Below are 17,019 nucleotides of genomic sequence, written 5' to 3'. Positions count from 1 at the left end.
TATCTAAAAATGGGGATAAAATTAGTTAAAGGTAAGAGTTTTCATCTTCTATTTTGGTGTTTATGTAGTTATTTTGGAATATTTGAGCAGCAATTCCATTTGAGTAATTTAATATCTCTCTTTGTTCATTTAAAATAGGTGTAGTTCCAAATCCGCAGCTTGGACTTTTTGACTTTAAAATTATATTATGTGCATCTGGATATTTTTTTATAAACGAGTTGATTTCATCCTCTAATTTTTGAGTTACATCTTCGTTTGTTTCATCAGTGATTATTAGATTTTTTCCATCAATTTGGACTACTGATATTCTTTGTCTTGGAGTACCAAAGATAGGTGCTTCAGGACAAAAAGGAATGATTTCATAAGCCTTAAATGCTTCTACGATTTCATTTGTTTTTTTGGTCTTACCATCATAACGGCATAGATGCCCAAGCAAACATGCAGATATTATGACTTTTTTACGCATTAGCAGATGATAACGCTTTTTACTTCTGTCATCTCTTCTATTGCAAACTTAGGTCCTTCACGCCCTACTCCACTAAGTTTTATACCGCCATAAGGCTGAATATCAAATCTAAGTGTAGGTATGTCATTTATAACTATCCCACCAGCTTCCAACTCAGAAATTGCACGCTGAGTTATGCGTAAATCATTTGTAAAGACAGAGAACTGAAGACCATAAGGTGAGTTGTTCATACGAGGAAGAGCATCATCAAAATTATCAACTTTTATCAAAGAAACAATAGGGGCAAAAACCTCTTCACAAACTATAGACATATCATCTCTTACATCAGCCATTACACAAGGATTAAACATTCTTCCATCACGCTGCAAAGGAAGAAGAGGTTTTGCACCTTCTGTCATGGCACTTTCAACCCAGCGCATTGCACGAGAAGCAGATTCATCATCTATAAGTGGGCCTAAAAATGTATCATCATCATAAGGTGAACCGACAACGAGTTTTTTTGTTTCTTCTGCCATTCTAAGAGCAAACTCATCATAGATATCAGTATTTACATATATGCGCTGAAGAGATATACAAACCTGACCGGAATTTACAAAAGCACCAAAGGCACAACGAGCGGCTGCAAGGTTTAAATCAGCACTTGCATCTATATAGGTTGCTGCATTTCCGCCAAGCTCTAGCGATACTTTTTTTATTCCAGCAATTTTCGTAATGATGTTCCCAACAGGAACAGAACCTGTAAAACTGATTACCCTAGGTATATCACTGGATATTAAAGCACTTCCTACCTCAGCATCTCCGTAAACAACACTTAGAGCATCTTTTATTGCATACTCACTATCTATGAATAGTTTTGCAAATTTATATGCAGTTAAAGGTGCTTCTGGAGTAGGTTTCAAAACTACCGCATTACCTGCAACAAGAGCTGGTGCAAGTTTATGAGCGACAAGGTTTAGCGGAAAGTTAAAAGGAGTTATCGCGACAACAACACCGGCCGGTTCACGAGTAAAAAATGCTGTCGTCTTTTTACCGCTAACCATAGCATCCGTGTTTATAGTCTCACCATGCATAGTACGCATAGTTTCTGCAGAAAGTGTTACAGTCTCTATACATCTGTCAACCTCGATGCGAGCAAAAGCTATAGGCTTCCCTACTTCATCTGTAATAGTTTGAGCCATATCTTCTCTATTTTCTTTTAACTTACTTGCAACATCTAAAAGCCAGTTACATCTCTGAGAAAGAGTTGATTTTTTCGCTTCTTTTGCAGCTTTATCAGCTATATTCAGTGCTTTTATTGCATCTTCTTGAGAACATACACAAGCACGAGAAACAACTTGTCCACTGTAAGGACTTTTTCTTTCACTATAACTGCTACTTGTAAGCTCTGTTGAGCCAAAAAATATATTTGCATCCATTTAGTTTCCTTACCAAAAAAAGTTAAATTATCTTTAATTACTTCATACTATCTGTAATTTATTTTTAAAAATTATATCATTTTAAATATTATCTTGTAGAATACATCTATGAAAATTCTAATATTTACTATATTTTTTATATCGTCTCTTTACAGCTACGAACTTAACTGGTTACACGACTATGATAAAGCACTATCTCAGGCAAAAAAGGAGCACAAAGATATTTACTTATTTGTTGGTGCAGATGAGTGCAGATTTTGCGATAGGTTTAAACAACTAACTCTCTCAAAAAATGAAGTCATCAGTAGGCTAAAAAAAGAGTATATACTTTTATACCTCTCAAGAGATCAACATAAAATCCCTAAACAGTTTGCTATTAAAGGTGTTCCAAGACATTACTTTCTTACTCCACAAGGTAAAATAATTCATGATGACAGAGGCAGCAGAGAACCCGCTGGCTTTTATGATATGCTTGATGAAGTTGAACTAAAAAAAGAGCCTTAAAGAATCATCACATTTAATCTACATAATATTTTGATATTTTAATAATAAAGAGGAGGTATGTATGAAAAAAACAATATTATTGATACTGATTTCTTTAACTCTGTCGGCTAGTAGCATAAAGATGGACTATGTGGGTGAGTTGTCCCTGTTTGGCAAGATTGCAGATGCTGAAATTACTTATGCAAATAATGGGCAGGAATATAATATTACCATTATTGGTACTGGTTCAGGTATAGTCGGTGCACTCACAAATCATAAGAAGTATGTTATGCAGAGTATCGGTCAAGTAAAGGATGGCGTGCTTATTCCTCAAAAATATATTAACTCTGAGTATGCTCAGGATTTTAAAAAGATAAAAACATATACGTTTGACTATGCTAAAAATAAAACCTATGTGAGTGAGTATAAGAAAGAGAGAGTGGAAACATCTACATTCAATCTTATTCGTGTGTGCTATGATACCAGTTATGAAGATGTTGAAACTAACAAAAAAGAAGTTTTGGATACTATCTTTGGTGATGATATGATAAGTATGTTTTTCAACAAAAAAAACAATCTCTTATCAATGAAAAAAAATGAACTAAAACGTATGACTGCTCTTGGAAGCAAGGACACTCAGGAGGGTGTAATTGTAAAACACATCAAGCACGAAGAAGACAAGTATATCTATACGGTAAGTGTAGAAAAAGATTATCTTAGTGGCGGCTCAAACGATGCTACATTTATTTTAGATGCAGACAACATTCTCCAAGAGAGTAGAATCGATGGCATATTATTTTTTGGAAATGCACGAGTCAGAAGAGTAAAATAAAGCTAAATAGTGATGTTTTCGACAATCTCTACAGTTTTTGGTGTCACAACAATGGCATCATAAACAAAGTTTACATCAAGCTTATTTTTCTTCATATAAACGTTGCCTGTTCTTATAAGTCTTGATAATTTTTTTGGAGTTATGTTTTGTATAGCGGACTCAAAGTCAAGTCCGCTTTTTACTTCAACGAAGTGTAGAACTTCATCTTTGGTAGCAATGATGTCTATCTCGCCAAAACGAGAGTAAAAGTTTCTATCTACAAGCATAAAGCCGTTTTCATAGAGAAATTTGCACGCTCTGTCTTCGGCTAAATCTCCCTTGGCTCTACTCATATTAGCAGTTAATTACTTCTACTTTTATAGTTTTAAATGCGGCAGTCATAATAACTTCGTCTCGTGCATCTCCAAAGAGTGCATTGATTTTACTTTTTGCATGATGGAATGTCGAAAACAATGTTTTTGGTTGAACTTTATCTGTTATTTTAATAGTCAGTGGCGTTGTTTCTCCAAATTCACTTCTTAAAATAACTCTGTCACTTGTAAAGTCCGCAGCATCTTCTTCACAAACCAGTAAAACATCTTCATCATAACGTTTCATTAAGCTTTCACTTCTTGAAGTTTGTGCTGCATTATTATAGTGAGCGATTGTTCTACCTGTACTTAAATGATAACCTGTAAGTTTTTTCTCTTTTATCTCTTTTATCATTCCACGAAGTTTATACTGGTTATAGTGAAAATGACCTAATCCATCATCTGTACGGAAGTCTAGTTGATGAAGTATAGGTGTGTCTTCGGTATGTACTGGCCACTGAAGTCCACGTTTACGATGTTTCTCAAGTCTATGATAGTCTGCTCCAGAAAAACGTCTATAAGCTACCTTTTGAACTTCTCTCCATATCTCCTCAGAACTAACATATGAGGCATCTCCGCCCATCTTGTTATCCATTAACTGTATTACTTCCCAGTCATCTGGAAGGTCTGATTTTACAAGTGGTTGAGAAAGATGCAGACGGCGCATAGCATTTATGTATACACCTGTTTTCTCATACGCTGATTTTACACCAATAACTATATCAGCTCTCTGTGCTACATCTGTCATAAACAAATCTTGAACCATTAAAAGTTCTAACTTTTCAAAAGCCTTATTAACTTTGTTGAGATTTGGATGTATATGTGTTAAATCTTCACTAATATTTAAAACTGCTTTTACTTTATCTTCAAGCATTTCATCAACTAACTGAGGAGTCATAAGACCAACCTCTTTTGGTTCTTGATAATCTGGATCAAAATATGGAAGCATCCCCATATCACAAGCACCTTGAACATTATTTTGACCGCGAAGAGGCATAAGACCTGCTCCACTTTTTCCAATATTTCCAGTCATAAGTGCAAGGTGCACCATCGCCATAACAGCGTATGAACCATCAATATGCTCAGTGATACCAAGTCCCCAGAAAATCATGGACTTTTTAAGTGCATACTCCCTAGCCACTTTTCTTATCATTTTAGAAAGATACTCATAGCCTTCTATTTCGTTGTAATAATTAGGGTTAGCATAAGGGTCATTCATGATTTTTTCTTTAAAATCATCAAATCCTTTAGTACGGTTTTCTAAGAAAGATTCATCATATAACTCTTCATCTATGATTACATATGCAAGCATATTTAGAGTAAGTAGGTTAGCTTCATGTGGCATGATACCTTTGTACTTAGAAAATCTATGTAGCTTTATCTCACGAATATCAAAAACTGCTAAATTATCATGATCACGTGCAACGTCTATTATACGGTTTGCAATGATAGGATGAGCTTCTGTAGTGTTTGAACCTATAACTATCATAAACTCAGCATTATAAATATCGTTGTAAGGGTTAGTTGCAGCTCCCTCACCTATAGTACGTTTCATCCCACTAAGTGATGGAGAGTGACAAACTCTAGCACAATTGTCCACATGAGGGCTATTTAGCGTATGTCGTGTAAATTTTTGAAAAAGATAAACAGACTCACAAGATGTTCTAGCTCCACCAATAGACGCTATTGATTTACGACCATAGTTGGCTTGAATCTCTTTTAATTTCATAGATGCCGCTGTAGTAGCATCATCCAAGTTTGTCTCATACCAAATATCATCTAACTCAACAAGAGATGAACCTATAGCATCTTTAATTGTCGGATTTTTTTCTAAGAAACTTTTACGGATACGAGGAATACGAAGTCTATCTGGAGCATCGACAAAGTCAAAGCCATACTTACCCTTTATACAAAGTTTACCTTGAGAAACTACACCATCTGGATGTGCAAATATACTCTTAATTTTATTCTCTTTGGTATCAACGTTGGCTGCTATGTCACAACCAACCCCACAGTAAGTACATACGCTGTCTATTGTCTCAATATTTTCCATAATAGTCCTTTATACTATCCTAATCATCACCGGAGTCATGTTTACAAATTCTAATGCTTCAATACTTTTTATCATATTTTGAATATCTTTTTCTAGTGCAATATGCGTAGAAAAAAGAAGATTTGCTGAGGCTGCTGTAGCTGGACGCTGAAGCATAGTCTCAACAGAAATATTATTTTCTTCAAATACTTTAGTAATTTTTGCAAGCACACCTGTACGGTCAGAAACATTTATACGAATATAGTATTTTGAGTTTATATCTTGGGTTGCTTTTAGAGTTAATTTGCCTTCTAAAGGTTTATCAAATCCAAGCATTGGTCTAGATTTGCCACTTCTGGCAATATCAATAATATTAGCGACAACAGCACTTGCAGTAGCATCCCCACCAGCACCAGGACCATAGTATAGTGTTTCACCAACCTTATCTCCAACAACAGAGATTCCGTTCATAACACCATCAATCTTAGCAATCATTTTATCTTTAGAAATTAGACAAGCATGAACTCTAAGCTCAACTTCATTACCATCTTTCTTTGCGATTCCTAAAAGCTTAATCGCATAACCGAACTCTTTTGCAAATGCTATATCATCTGAAGTTACATTCTCAATACCTTCGATTAAGATATCTTCAGGTTTTGCATCTATGCCATAAGCAATAGAAGCAAGAATGAGAAGTTTATGCGCCGCATCAAATCCACCAACATCAAATGTAGGATCAGATTCTGCATAACCTAGCTCTTGTGCTTCTTTTAAGATAGCGTCATATGAAACACCTTCATTTGCCATCTTTGTCAACATATAGTTACAAGTACCATTCATAATTCCCATAATGGACTCTATATGATTTGCAGATAATCCATCACGAAGAGCATTGATAATAGGGATACCGCCAGCAACACTAGCTTCATACTCAAATGCAATATCATTTGCCAGACTTTGAAGCTCATAACGGTGATATGCTAAAAGTGCTTTGTTTGCAGTAACTACCGCTTTACCACTTTTTAGTGCACGTTTAACAATTTCAAACGGCTCTTCAACTCCACCCATAAGCTCTACTACTATATCTATTTCAGGGTCATTTAAAATATCATCAACGTTGTCTGTAAGTGTTATATCTATACCTCTATCTTTAGAAAGATTTTTAACAACTCCACTCTTAACAACTATGTCTTGACCGGCACGAGCAGAAATAACATCAGCATTGTCTTTTAAAATATTTACTACACTTGTTCCAACAGTTCCAACGCCTATTATTCCTACTTTAATCATTCTACTTCTCTTCTTCTTGAAACTGTTTTAAAAACTCTTTGATATTTCTTGCTGCTTGACGAATACGGTTGTCGTTTTCAATTAGAGCAATACGAACATATCCTTCACCAGCCTCACCGAAACCTATTCCAGGAGCTACTGCAACACCAGCCTCAGTTAGAAGTCTTTTTGAAAACTCTAACGAACCTAAATGCGCACAACATTCAGGCAATTTTGCCCAAACGAACATACTCGCCTGATTTTTTCGCATATGCCAACCTGCTCTATTGAATGCTTCTAAGAGTATTTCCTGACGATGGTTATACTTATCGGTAATATCTTTCACACATTGCTGGTCTCCATTTAATGCAACTGTAGCTGCAACTTGAATAGGAGTAAACATTCCATAGTCCAACCAAGATTTGATTTTTTGAAGAGCACCAATTAGCTTTTTATTTCCAACAAAGAAGCCAACACGCCAACCCGCCATGTTATAACTTTTTGAAAGAGTGAAACTCTCAACAGCAACATCTTTTGCTCCTGGAACACTCATAATTGAAGGTGTTACATAACCGTCAAAACTGATATCTCCATATGCTATATCACTTATAATATAAAATCTTTTCTCTTTTGCCATAGCAACTAAACGAACATAAAATTCTTGTGTCACTGTTGCTGTTGTCGGATTATGAGGAAAGTTAACTAAGACATATTTTGGTTTTGGTGAGCATTCTCTAAAAACTCTTGTTAAATCTTCAAAAAATTTATCTTCTTTAACTTTATAATCTTCATCAAACTCAATTGCAAACTTAACAACATTACCACCTGCTAAGATAAAAGAAAATTCATGAATAGGGTAAGTAGGATCTGGCATAACAGCAACATCACCTGGGTTTGTAATAGCATAAGTTAAATGTGCATAACCCTCTTTAGAACCAATCGTAGCGACACACTCTTTCATTGGATCTAAATCGCAGTCATATCTTCTTTTATACCAATCTGAGATTGCTATAAGAAGTTTAGGAATACCTATTGAAGTAGAGTAACCATGAGTTTTTGTTTTTTGGGCAGACTCAATAAGCTTTTCTCTAATGTGTTCTGGGGTATCTCCGTCAGGATTTCCCATTGAAAAATCAATAACATCTGCACCTGCTCTACGTGCAGCCATTTTAAGCCCATTTACCTCAGCAAAAACATACTCCGGTAACTTTTTTATTCTGTCAAACTGTATTTCATCAAACATCAAATATTCCTGGTTAAATTATTGATGGTATTTTAGCGAAAAATGTTTATACTTTACTAATATAATTTATCTATCTTGCACCTATGGGAGTTAAAACGAGGTCATCACGTATATTTTTGAGAGTGTAAATATCTGAAATTTTTACGTAGTGTACATTATCTTTAAATTTTAGTGATATATTACTTCTCTTACTATCTCTTTTTATCACCTTTAATAGATGCAAAGAGCTGTCATAAAGAGCAATGTACGGATACCAACTATTTCTTGGTGAAGATGTAATTAATAGCTTTTTAACTTGTGAAACATTTATCCATTTAGCATATAGAGATCTTTTTAATTTTACTTCCATACCATCCATAAGAGTTTCAACATTTAACTCACCATCTCTCATGTCAACCACGTATGTCCAGTCTGTTGGAGAATTTCTATATATATTTACAATATTACAACCACTTTTAGAAAGTTCTTGTTGAAGTATAAGAGGGTCAGTGGCATACTCTGAAGTTAAATTGATAGTCCAAGTAAACTCTGAGCTATTAAGGTTTGATTCCTCTGTTACATATCTGTAATAACCTATGTTATTTAGAGTATCACCCATAATTTTTACAAAAAACAGAGGTGAGCCACTCGTTTTAAAATGCAGTGTCACCTCACTTGGTTTTTCAAAAAATAGATTTAAAAGTCCATTATCTTTTAGTGTCTGTATAATTTTTACAGCATCTACTCTATCTCCTGAATAGTAGTCTGATTTAGGAGAAAATATAATATCTATATATGCACTGTTTTGCTTATAAACTTGTGGTTCTATAAGAGTTTGTATTTTTTGTGTTAAAAGATCTACTTCTTTTACTTCATCACCTAACGATATAGAAAAAGCGAGTAGGATGGCAAAAAAGACTTTTACCATTTACTACCTTTGTTTAATTCTTTAAACTCTTTAAAACTTATCTTTGATAATTTCGAATCTTTGTACAGAAGTCTAATGTTTAATTTTTCTTTGAACTCTGTGACCTCTCCGTTTAGCTCAACTTTAACATAACCGTGTCCAAGTGTTAATATCCAGTCTTTATTAGGATCAAGATCTAACTCACCCGTAAAAAGTTTTTGATTTTTTTTATATGTTGATAAATCTATATAACCTATCCAAAGCTGTGATGAAGTAATAATTTTAAAAGATTTTACAATCTCTATTGGTTCAGGTTCTGTCTCAACAACCACAGGTATAGTAGCATTTATCTCTTCTACTGTAGCATTTTGAGACATACTGTCTTTGGCATGGTTTATTGCTCTATTATCAATTACATGATTTTTAGACTTGTCTGATGCAGTTGATGTTAGGTCTAGAGTAAATGAGACAGCTACTGCAAATATTACTGCAACAACTACTATATAAACAAGTGTATAATTTTTTTTCTTTTTAGGTGATACGAAAACTTTTGTATCCTGCTCATCAGATAAGTTCTCTCCAGCATAAAAAATTTTAGCTTTTTCTTTTAGATCACTCAAATCTACGCTATATTCTCTCTCTAAAATTGAGATAAAACCTAAAAGATGAATCTTAGTAAGATCATCAAAAGTTTCATGAAGCACAGCTTGAACATGCTGTCTTGCTATATGGGTTTGCTCATGTATCTTTTGAGCACCAATACTTTTTAACTTACTAAGTCCATCACTCATATTCTCATCCTATCCATCAAAATAGCTCCTGCCACACTAACATTTAAAGAATCAAAATCATGTGACATTTGTATACTAACAACTTCATCTAGTTTTGAGACTATACGAGAAGTTAAACCTTCTCCTTCATTTCCTAAAACTAAAGCTCTCTTTTGTTTTATCTTCACATCTCTTATGTCTGTTCCACCCATATCTGCACCATAGATGCAAAAGCCGGATGTTTTTAAATCATTCATAACATCATGTATATTATGCTGCAAGGCAAAAGGCATATCAAACAGAGCGCCGGTGCTAGTTCTCATGACAGGTTCAAAGTTTAATTTTTTAATTCCACACGCTACGATTGCTTCTACACCAAGCGCATAAGCAGTTCTAACGATTGCACCAATATTTCCAACATCTGTTAAGCCGGAGAGAACTAGAACGAAATCTTTGTCCAAAAAAGAGTTAAATGGGTGTAGTTCATAATCATCCACTTCAGCTAGGATGCCTTGATGATTAGCATTCTTACACATCTTACCTGCAGCATCTGCAGGTATACGTTTTACTTCAAAATTCATCTTCATTAATTCAGAATACTCTTTTTTATCAACGTCTTTTGCAAGATAGAGAGTTCTTATCTTATTTGGATAATTTTTTATTATATATTGGACTGGTTGTTTAGCATAAATTAACATGAAGACATTTTAGCAAAAAAAAGTGATAATAGAGTTAGTTTATTATTTTTATTGTAGTTTTAGCAGTCTTTGGTAACAAGACTTTGTATTTTCACCTGTTATTTTAGAAATAAGTTTTGCTTGTATTTTTTTTGGCAAGTCAAGTTCCAAAATGTCAGTTTGTGAAACAGCACTGCTGTTATGTATCTCGCCGGCTTCAATTACAACAACCCACTCACCACGAATATTGTCATTTAACGCACTTAAGATTTCTTCTGCTGTGCCACTAAAATAGTTTTGATACTTTTTAGTTAGCTCTTTTGCTAAAAATATCTTTCTAGAAGGCTCTTCTTCTTTTATCTCAAGAAGCAGCTTCTCCAATCTATGTGGTGATTCATATAGCACAGTTGTATATCCACTATGAAGTGCACCTTGAAGTGAAGTAGCTCTATCTTTCCCCTTGTGTGGTAAAAAGCCCCAAAACAGCATCTGTGTCTCTACAAAGCCACTAGCAACAAAAGCTGTCAGAAGTGCATTTGCCCCAGGAAGTACATCATATTTTACATCATTTTCCAATGCATATTTAATTAAGAGTTGTCCAGGATCGCTTATACCTGGCATACCTGCGTCTGAAGCGTAAACAATATTTTGCTCAAAAAAAGATGGTTCTAATTTTTCAACAAAAGATTTTTCATTGTGTGAGTGCAAAGATATAAACTGCTGATCTTGTTTAAAAACAGTGTTGTATCTCTCTTTTAGAATATGTATAAGTTTTTTTGTAACGCGAGTATCTTCGCAAAGTAGAGTATCAGCGTTACTTAGAGCTTCGATAGCTCTAAGCGATATATCGCCAATGTTTCCAATCGGAGTTGGAACAAATTGTAGCAATTACTATTTCTTAGCGTAACGTGCGTTGAATTTCTCAATTCTACCAGCAGTATCTACCATTCTCTCAGAACCTGTGAAGAATGGGTGACACTCATTACAGATATCAATACGCATTGCGTCAGTTTGGCTTTTTGTTTCAAAGCTGTTTCCACATGCACAAGACACTGCGCAAGTTACTAAGTTAGGGTGAAGATCTTTTTTCATTTTATTGCCTTTTGATACTCGTTAATGTGCGAATATCTATATATTTTTTTAATCCGTATGGGTGCGGATTTTTGGAACCCGAATTATATCAAAATATTTCTTAATTTTAAAGTAAAATCTTACTTGCTATCGCTACCGCAGCACTTTCAGAACGAAGAACCATAGGAGTATCAAGTCTAAAGTTTTCTTTCTTTGATAAAAGTTCTCTCTCAACTTGTGAAAAGCCGCCTTCACAGCCGACTAATACTCTCTCAAAATCAGCATCTGAGTCTAAAATATTGTCGCAAAAATCAAAAACTTTTACATCTTCAAACTCTGTTATAAATTCTTTGATGCTTTTATATGTATCAAACTCCATATAGGAACTTCGCCCACACTGTTGCATCGAAGCTTCTAAGATTCTCTCAAACCTTTTAAAGTCTAACTTTATATTATTTTGACTTCTGTCACAATAGATAAAAGAAATCTTCTCAACACCTATCTCATTTAGTGATGGTAAAACTTTTTCTATTGATTTGGCGTCTATTACACACCAAGCAATATGCAGCTGCTTGTCACTCTGAGTTATCTCTTCTTTGGAAGATATCAGTTCTAGCTCTACAGCTCTTGATTCAACCTGCACTACTCTATATTTATGAAGAGTTTTTATATCATCTCTGTTTCTGAAGTTTAACTCATCTCCTACACTATGACGACGAATTTTAACAAGATATTTATGCAGTTCACCCTTGATGCTAAGACTTTTCTTTGAAGCCTCATCATGAAGTATATATATCAAATCCACATCCATGTAGATATAGCAAGAACCATTAAAACTTCTATCTTAAATATTTTATATGCTTCAGACTTGTAGTTGCTAAAGACATTTTCTTGGCTTTTATCTAATTGTTGTAATTTTTTTGATCTTATATTTTCTAAAATTATTAATGCTGTAGCAAACATTATCATTAGAATATTTTCTATTGTAAACTCTAGATGCTTAGCTGCCATCATTACGATTCCAGTAAATATAACTGTGCCAATTACTGTCATAACTATAGGCATAAAAAGGCTCATAGATCTTGTATATTTTGTAATATCTTTTGCTCTGACAAGCATTAATATATTGACAAAAATCGTTCCTAAAATTCCAATAACACCATAGTTATGTGTTACAATACTCATATCATACATTTCATTCATGCTGAAATATTACAATAAATTAAATAAAAGAAGAGACATGGCAGTTACAATACTTGAAGCACTAGAATTAATACACAAACACACTAGAAAAAAATCATTAAAAATTTTACCAATCGAGCAAGCTTTAAGCTCAATACTAGCCGAAGATATAATTGCTACACACAATCTACCACCATATGACAACTCTGCTATGGATGGTTATGCTGTAAAAGTTGCAGATGCTGATAATTGTGTAAAAGTAACTCATACTATCTTTGCCGGAGATAATTCTGATGAAGTTCTTACTTCAGGAAATGGTATCAAAATAATGACAGGAGCTAAAATCCCTGATGGTTGTGAATGCATTGTTCCGGTTGAAGATACAACTGAATGTTACAATGGAGTAACCCTACCTAATAATTTGTCAGATGGAAGACATATTCGTCTATGTGGTGAAGATATCAAAAAAGGTGAGCCTCTTTTAAAGAGTGGACAAAAACTGCAAGCTCACCAAATAACTCTTCTTGCATCTCAGGGTATTAGTCATATAAAAGTTTATAAAAGGCCTCACGTTGCACTCTTTGCATCTGGAAGTGAACTTAAAATGCACTTTGAAAATGTAGAAGCTTATCAGCTATACAACACAAACACTCCTACCCTGCTCTCGCGTGCTCAAGAGCTTGGATGCGAGGTTGATTTCATCGGTACTGCACAAGACACTTTAGAAGATTTAAAAGCGCACGTAAAAAGTGCATTGAATAGTGACCTTATTATTACATCCGGCGGGGTAAGTGTTGGAGATGCTGACTTTACAAAAGAAGCATTTGGCGCATTTGGTATGGAGACTTATTTTGATAAGGTTGAGATAAAACCAGGTAAACCAACAACTTTTGGAAGAATCAATAATACACTGGTTCTGAATCTTCCTGGCAATCCTATGGCAGCAGCGCTAAACTTTGAACTATTTGGACAAAATATAATATTAGCACTAAGTGGTATCAATGAAAAATTTATCAATCCCATTGAAACAAAGATGAAGAACGATTACAGACTAAAAAAAGGTCGTATTACTTTAGTTCCTGGAAGTTTTGATGGAAGTTGTTTTGAACCGTGTAAGAAGTTCGCACCGGGGATGGTTTCTCCACTTGCATCTTCAAACTCTTATATCATGGTAAATGAAGGTGTTGAGTTTATAGCATCTGGAGATATCGTAAAAGTTATGCCTATTAGATTTTGCTTTACTAACGAAAAAGAGATGAATTTAGTAAGCTGTTAAAGCAGCTGCTAAACACTTGTAGGATTTATAAAACTATCTCCTCTTTTAGCTCTCTCCCATAACTCACAATCAGGCCAACTATTTTTAACTTCATCAGAAAAGATTATAGAATCTAGCTCTATATAACCCATATCTTTTGAATAAGCATCATAACTAAAGGCTTGCGCATAACCTGTATCAGTTTCATGAACTATAACACTGTTTAGTTTTACTTCTCTTTCGCCGTTAACACTGTTTGTAAGTTGTAAGAGTCTGTCTATCATAACAAATATAACACGTGAAAACTGCTCACACGATGGAGAAACTGGAAGTTCTACCCATCTATCGGAATGTTTTTTCATACTGTCTAAGTATTCCCAGCTATCTCCACTCCAAACAGTAACTCCATGATCAAAACTCTCAACTAAGGCTTTCATATTTTGTTTCATTAGTCCAAAGTCATAAACCATTTGACCATTATCCAAGAAGTTAGATTCAAAAAGCAGCTCAACTTTGTATGAATGTCCATGCAGAGAACTTCTACATTTTACAGTAGAACATCCACGAACAATATGAGCATTTTCAAATTTAAAAAGTTTTCTTATTATCATGATTTAAACTCCCTTGTTCTGATCCCAAATTCTTATGTGAAGTCTATCAGAAAAATTATAACCTTTAGCTTTACAAAATTCTATTAATGGTTCTGTATTAGCCTCTACTTCAGCTTTGTTCCCGCCAAGTGGCATGCAATAAACTTGCGTTCTTGGAGAGTGTAGAGTTATGTTAAATATTTCCTCATCAAGACCTAGATTAATCGAGTCAGCATCTATTGAGAATTTAAAAAAAGCCTCTTTCGCATTTGAAGCAATAGAATAAATAACATCACCGTTAACTCTTTTTCTAAAAGGCTCTTTTGAGTTTGAAAGCTTAACAGAAAGAGCAAATATACACTCTTTATAAATTGGATATTTTTCAAAATCTACTGCTATTGAGCCATTTGTCTCAAAAGTAATTTTATGACCCTCTTCATGAAGTTTTTCAAGGAACTCTACAAATATACCTTCATTCGCATATATTAGTGGTTCACCACCAGTTAAGACTATGTCTACAGGTCTTTGCGGCAGTTCGTAAAGATCCAAGACGTTAAGAAGCTCTTGAGTCTTTTGTATAGGGCTCCAGTTAAAAGAGAAATGCTCTTTGTTTACTGCATAAACAGTGTCGCATCCAAGTACTTTGGTTCCATCAGATGCTTCTTCTTCACATCCAAAACCTTCGCACTTCATGTTACAGCCACCAAAACGAAAGAAAAGAGAAGGTACACCTGTATAACGACCTTCACCTTGAATACTATAGAAATGTTCTACAAGATATAGCAACTATCATCCACCAGTTTCATAAAAGGCTCGAGATGAGACTTCACCATCTTCTCCACCCCATCTGTTCTTCTCAGGCTTAGTTCTAACAACTTCCCTAAGCACCTCTGCAGCAGCTTTAATATCACCAGCTTTAATGGCTTTAGATATACTCATAGCTTCATCAAAATAAAGACATGGGATAAGATTACCCTCTGCAGTAAGCCTTATGCGATTACATTTCTTACAGAAATCATCTTCATACGGTTCAATTATTCCAAATCTGTAGCCATCTTTCATAGTGTAGTAATGAGAAGGTGAAGAGCCATCAAAACCATCATCGCTAAACTCATACTTTGCACTTATGATTTCTAAAAGCTCATTTGATTTAAGGCCCTTTATATCTTTAGATGCAAAAGAGTTTTCCATATATTCAATAAAACGAATGCTCATATTACGTTCTTTACAATACTCTAAAACGTCTATAATTTCATCCGCATTTACGCTCTTCATTGGAACCATGTTAACTTTAACTTTAAGTCCAACTCTTAAGGCTTCATCAACACCTTCAAGTACATTCTTTAAAACATCTTTTTGTGCAATTTGCTGCGCTACTTCAGGTTTGAGAGTATCAATACTTACATTGATACGCTTTAGTCCAGCATCTTTTAACCTCCGTGCAGTACCTTTTAAAAGAAATGCATTTGTAGTCATTGCAAGATCTACATCATTTTTATAGTCATAGATCATTTTTATAAATTTATCTAGATCTTCTCTGAGAAGTGGTTCACCGCCGGTAATACGGATTTTATTTACACCCTCATCCATGGCAATTTTCATAAACTCAAAAAGTTCTTCAAAGCTGAGTAGATTTTCTTTTGGAACCCAAGAAAAAGGCTTCTCAGGCATACAGTATTGACATCTAAAATTACAGCGTTCTGTCACTGAAACTCTTAGATAGTCAACTACTCTGTCATAACTGTCAATTAGCATACTGTTTACTTGTTTAGTATATTAGTTTTCAGAGCCTTGAACTCTTCATCACTAATGATACCTTTCTCTTTTAAACCATAAGCTTTCATAATCTCATCAGTTTTTGACATAGGCGCACTCAGGCTCTGAGCTGGTGTAGAAGCTTGTGGAATAGCAATAGGAGCTACAACTGGAGCTACTACTGCCTTTACTTCAACAGATTCCGTCTCTTTAGGATTTACAAACTCTGTGATTATATTTTCTTGTGATTCTTCAGATGAACCTGCAAGCCCAGTTTTTATTATCTCTTTTGAACCAATAGAATTATTTACTTGTTGAAATTCAAATGCACCATTATCAAGGTCATCTTTAATTTTAAGATAGTATATATGCCCAGTTTTAAAGTCCAGCGTTAGTACTTTCTCTTCTACTTGTTTTTTTGTAGCCGAAATTGTCATAGCTTGTGGCTTTAAATTTAACACAATATATTCACCTTGTTTAATGCGTTCCATGTAAGGTTTATTATTTATACGTATGTTGTAATCACTTGCTGTACTAGATTCACTTGAACTAACATTGTCAAGTGCATAGATATAGACTAAAGCTGCATTCTCAAGTGGTTCTTGTTTTTTAAATGGTGTTCTATTTCCGCATGCTGTTACAAGAAGTAAAGTTGCTGATAAAAGAAGTATTTGGATTATTTTCATGGAGTTCTCTCTCTTTTAAATTATAGAGATTATATCATAAAGTTTTTGGATTAAAAT

20 protein-coding genes are annotated in these 17,019 nt (G+C 34.4%); 3 read left to right on the top strand and 17 right to left on the bottom strand.

Annotated elements, in window-relative coordinates; all coding sequences use genetic code 11:
- Positions 1–25: 25 nt before the first annotated feature.
- Entirely contained in the window at positions 26–466 is a 441-nt protein-coding gene (locus tag SMGD1_RS07835) for a 2-thiouracil desulfurase family protein (protein ID WP_008336897.1), read from the bottom strand.
- Positions 466–1,881, bottom strand: coding sequence for an aldehyde dehydrogenase family protein (locus tag SMGD1_RS07830; protein WP_008335656.1), 1,416 nt, complete (start codon positions 1,879–1,881; stop codon positions 466–468). The genes SMGD1_RS07835 and SMGD1_RS07830 overlap by 1 nt, the downstream gene beginning before the upstream one ends.
- A 108-nt stretch (positions 1,882–1,989) precedes the next feature.
- On the opposite strand from SMGD1_RS07830, the gene SMGD1_RS07825 reads away from it, so the two are divergent.
- Positions 1,990–2,385 (top strand): thioredoxin fold domain-containing protein, encoded by a 396-nt coding sequence (locus SMGD1_RS07825; protein WP_008336176.1) that lies wholly within the window; start codon positions 1,990–1,992, stop codon positions 2,383–2,385.
- A gap of 61 nt (positions 2,386–2,446) precedes the next feature.
- Entirely contained in the window at positions 2,447–3,196 is a 750-nt protein-coding gene (locus SMGD1_RS07820) for a DUF3108 domain-containing protein (RefSeq protein WP_008336335.1), read from the top strand.
- 2 nt (positions 3,197–3,198) lie between these two features.
- Here the strand turns inward: SMGD1_RS07820 and SMGD1_RS07815 are convergent, their stop codons facing one another.
- The 11 genes from SMGD1_RS07815 to SMGD1_RS07765 form a co-directional block, all read right to left on the bottom strand.
- Positions 3,199–3,528 carry a YraN family protein gene (locus SMGD1_RS07815; protein ID WP_008335639.1) on the bottom strand — a complete coding sequence of 110 codons (330 nt, stop codon included), beginning with the start codon at positions 3,526–3,528 and terminating at the stop codon, positions 3,199–3,201.
- A 1-nt stretch (position 3,529) separates the two neighbouring features.
- A complete protein-coding gene (locus SMGD1_RS07810; RefSeq protein ID WP_008336839.1) occupies positions 3,530–5,599 on the bottom strand; it encodes a molybdopterin oxidoreductase family protein in 2,070 nt (689 codons plus the stop codon).
- A gap of 9 nt (positions 5,600–5,608) precedes the next feature.
- Positions 5,609–6,868 (bottom strand): homoserine dehydrogenase, encoded by a 1,260-nt coding sequence (locus SMGD1_RS07805; RefSeq protein WP_008336687.1) that lies wholly within the window; start codon positions 6,866–6,868, stop codon positions 5,609–5,611.
- Position 6,869: 1 nt separating this feature from the next.
- Positions 6,870–8,090, bottom strand: coding sequence for an LL-diaminopimelate aminotransferase (locus tag SMGD1_RS07800; RefSeq protein WP_008335049.1), 1,221 nt, complete (start codon positions 8,088–8,090; stop codon positions 6,870–6,872).
- A gap of 70 nt (positions 8,091–8,160) precedes the next feature.
- Positions 8,161–8,997, bottom strand: a complete 837-nt coding sequence (locus tag SMGD1_RS07795) for a hypothetical protein (protein WP_008335482.1) — start codon at positions 8,995–8,997, stop codon at positions 8,161–8,163.
- A complete protein-coding gene (locus tag SMGD1_RS07790) occupies positions 8,991–9,767 on the bottom strand; it encodes a hypothetical protein (protein WP_008336986.1) in 777 nt (258 codons plus the stop codon). The genes SMGD1_RS07795 and SMGD1_RS07790 overlap by 7 nt, the downstream gene beginning before the upstream one ends.
- Complete coding sequence (gene rlmB / locus SMGD1_RS07785) at positions 9,764–10,444, bottom strand: 23S rRNA (guanosine(2251)-2'-O)-methyltransferase RlmB (RefSeq protein WP_008336098.1); 681 nt, start codon at positions 10,442–10,444, stop codon at positions 9,764–9,766. The genes SMGD1_RS07790 and rlmB overlap by 4 nt, the downstream gene beginning before the upstream one ends.
- A gap of 48 nt (positions 10,445–10,492) precedes the next feature.
- Positions 10,493–11,311 carry a 16S rRNA (cytidine(1402)-2'-O)-methyltransferase gene (gene rsmI, locus SMGD1_RS07780; RefSeq protein ID WP_008336844.1) on the bottom strand — a complete coding sequence of 273 codons (819 nt, stop codon included), beginning with the start codon at positions 11,309–11,311 and terminating at the stop codon, positions 10,493–10,495.
- 3 nt (positions 11,312–11,314) lie between these two features.
- Positions 11,315–11,515 (bottom strand): 50S ribosomal protein L31, encoded by a 201-nt coding sequence (gene rpmE, locus SMGD1_RS07775; protein ID WP_008336607.1) that lies wholly within the window; start codon positions 11,513–11,515, stop codon positions 11,315–11,317.
- A 106-nt stretch (positions 11,516–11,621) separates the two neighbouring features.
- Positions 11,622–12,299 carry a 16S rRNA (uracil(1498)-N(3))-methyltransferase gene (locus SMGD1_RS07770; protein WP_241761457.1) on the bottom strand — a complete coding sequence of 226 codons (678 nt, stop codon included), beginning with the start codon at positions 12,297–12,299 and terminating at the stop codon, positions 11,622–11,624.
- The gene (locus tag SMGD1_RS07765) at positions 12,290–12,697 is read right to left on the bottom strand and encodes a hypothetical protein (RefSeq protein WP_008335815.1); all 408 of its coding nucleotides are present in this window, start codon (positions 12,695–12,697) and stop codon (positions 12,290–12,292) included. The genes SMGD1_RS07770 and SMGD1_RS07765 overlap by 10 nt, the downstream gene beginning before the upstream one ends.
- A 37-nt stretch (positions 12,698–12,734) precedes the next feature.
- Here SMGD1_RS07765 and SMGD1_RS07760 point away from each other — a divergent pair, with 37 nt between their 5' ends.
- A complete protein-coding gene (locus SMGD1_RS07760) occupies positions 12,735–13,952 on the top strand; it encodes a molybdopterin molybdotransferase MoeA (protein ID WP_008336717.1) in 1,218 nt (405 codons plus the stop codon).
- Positions 13,953–13,960: 8 nt separating this feature from the next.
- On the opposite strand, the gene SMGD1_RS07755 is transcribed toward SMGD1_RS07760, so the two are convergent.
- From SMGD1_RS07755 to SMGD1_RS07740, 4 genes are read right to left on the bottom strand one after another with little or no spacing between them, the layout of a single operon-like run.
- The gene (locus SMGD1_RS07755) at positions 13,961–14,542 is read right to left on the bottom strand and encodes a 6-pyruvoyl trahydropterin synthase family protein (protein ID WP_008336408.1); all 582 of its coding nucleotides are present in this window, start codon (positions 14,540–14,542) and stop codon (positions 13,961–13,963) included.
- Between the two features lie 3 nt (positions 14,543–14,545).
- The gene (locus SMGD1_RS07750; protein WP_008336668.1) at positions 14,546–15,307 is read right to left on the bottom strand and encodes a 7-carboxy-7-deazaguanine synthase QueE; all 762 of its coding nucleotides are present in this window, start codon (positions 15,305–15,307) and stop codon (positions 14,546–14,548) included.
- A 3-nt stretch (positions 15,308–15,310) separates the two neighbouring features.
- Positions 15,311–16,276, bottom strand: a complete 966-nt coding sequence (gene moaA / locus SMGD1_RS07745; protein ID WP_039919898.1) for a GTP 3',8-cyclase MoaA — start codon at positions 16,274–16,276, stop codon at positions 15,311–15,313.
- A gap of 5 nt (positions 16,277–16,281) precedes the next feature.
- Positions 16,282–16,962 carry a DUF2846 domain-containing protein gene (locus tag SMGD1_RS07740; protein ID WP_008336753.1) on the bottom strand — a complete coding sequence of 227 codons (681 nt, stop codon included), beginning with the start codon at positions 16,960–16,962 and terminating at the stop codon, positions 16,282–16,284.
- Positions 16,963–17,019 lie beyond the last annotated feature (57 nt).

It is taken from the genome of Sulfurimonas gotlandica GD1 (assembly GCF_000242915.1).
Lineage (GTDB): Bacteria > Campylobacterota > Campylobacteria > Campylobacterales > Sulfurimonadaceae > Sulfurimonas > Sulfurimonas gotlandica.
The sequence above is the reverse complement of the archived record's forward strand: the minus strand, read 5'-3'. Positions and strand labels throughout refer to the sequence as shown.